Here is a 1,862-nt window from a genome sequence, read left to right on the forward strand (position 1 = left end):
AAAGAGATGAGCGTTTATGATGTAATGAAAATTACAGACACCGATTGATTATGTTGTAATGATTGATAAATATATTTTAAGAAAGATTTTACTGGAAATAGACTATTTTAATGATTTGAAATGCAGTAACGATTATGCGAGATATGACAATTTTTTTCACGGTATGATTGTGCTATTATATAACAGTGAATATTATGATGGATTATCCAATGGCGCTAAGTATCGATAATATAAGAGTTTTTTCAAGGGTGTTCAGCCGCCCAGTTTTCGAGGCTTTAGCCAAGGGAAGAGAACCGTCTAATGTCTTGGATTTTGTGTCTTTCTCTGATGAAATGAAGCAGGATGGGCAACCATTACATACATTTTTTAGTGAATGTTATAAAGAGTTATCCAGGAATTATAGAAATGAGTATGTTTACAAAACAGAAGTAGCAAATCGAATAGTTTTTGGGAGGCATAGTCCCCGGACCTCATCATTATTAAGTGAGCTTCATGTCGGAAAGTCTATTGTTGATATTGCAATTTTTAACGGAACATCTACAGCGTATGAAATTAAAACGGAATATGACACCCCGCGTAGATTGCAAACTCAAACCCCAGATTATTTAAAAGCATTCGATAAAGTTTATGTGGTTACTCATCCAAATTTATCTGAAAAATATGCTGAGATTGTTCCAGATAAAGTTGGTGTTATTGCATTAAATAATAGAGGTAGCCTTAAGATAGTTAAAAATGCTGAGTCAAACTTAGCTAATGTTGATATATTATATATTTTTCGTATGCTGAAAAGAAGTGAATACCTTCCAGCAATAGAAAAATTCATTGGCGAGAAGATCAATTTACCCAACGGGCTTATTTATGCATTCTGCGAGGATATATTTAAAAAAATTCCTCAGGATTTAGCTCACAATATTTACATTAATGCAATGAGAGGCAGAACGACAAGTGATGATATTGTAAGCTTTGTTAATTGCCTTCCTAGTTGCCTTCGTGTGTTGGGAATGTCATCTGCTTTATCAAGTGTTCAACGTAAAAAGATCCTCACGGTTTTGGGGATAGTGTAGAGATGCTTAACTTTATGTGATCATTGTTCTCTCTGGAGGGAGTCATATGTATAGTCCATATCTATATGGTCGTGGTTCTGAGCTGTTAGCGCTAAGAGAATTGGCAGCAAGTTGTACTAACGCTGAGTTGTTTATACCGATAATTGAACCTGTGCTAACCAAAACCGATAAACTTATACGTTGTTTAGAGATACTTTCAGAGAAAAACAAGAGGGTCATGTTAGTCATCAATCCAAAACAACATGAGTTTAGTAAAGATATAGAGGCTCGAAGAAAATTTGTAGCAACGATTAAAAATAATTTAGATAAATGTAAAACGCTTATCCCCACCCTTGTAGTTGACTCAAGTGTAGCAATTGAAACCCTTAATGGTTTCTTAAAAGCATTTGAAGGTTCAAATGTTGCTTTAATATACAACAAGCCAAGTATTAGCGATGTGGAATTTTCCAAGTTAACAAAATTAAAATTTATTGAATTTCATATAACTATTGATGGTAATGTTACCGATTTTCAATTTAATGAAATCCCTAAAAATAAACTTATTGAAGTGAAAGATAACTTCGTCAAATTAGATAAGAATGCAGATTACTCTGGTCAAGAAGTTTTCACGGATAAACATAAAAAAATTGGTAAAACAGTATTAGGTATCGGTGATTTCACTATAGTCGGGAAAAAACTTGAGATTGGTGGTGGCAAGGCTGGTGCCGTTGCATCTCATTTAATTTATAAACATCCTGCAAGCGGTGATATATGGATAGAACATTTTGTTTCGAATGACACTGATAGAGACATTGGCGA

Annotated in this window: 2 protein-coding genes; both read left to right on the top strand. The window is 33.9% G+C overall.

Annotated elements, in window-relative coordinates; all coding sequences use genetic code 11:
* Positions 1-209 precede the first annotated feature (209 nt).
* Positions 210-1,064 (top strand): sce7726 family protein, encoded by an 855-nt coding sequence (locus IM273_RS22060; protein ID WP_032679532.1) that lies wholly within the window; start codon positions 210-212, stop codon positions 1,062-1,064.
* A gap of 46 nt (positions 1,065-1,110) precedes the next feature.
* Positions 1,111-1,862: sce7725 family protein (locus tag IM273_RS22065; protein ID WP_193055643.1), on the top strand; the 752-nt coding region annotated here is incomplete at its 3' end.

This window comes from Enterobacter cloacae complex sp. P13B, from assembly GCF_014895915.1.
GTDB lineage: Bacteria > Pseudomonadota > Gammaproteobacteria > Enterobacterales > Enterobacteriaceae > Enterobacter > Enterobacter bugandensis.

What these genes read in the sequence shown, in the direction of transcription:
- IM273_RS22060 (WP_032679532.1), top strand. Translation starts at nt 210, where the DNA reads ATGGCGCTAAGTATCGATAATATAAGAGTTTTTTCAAGGGTGTTCAGC.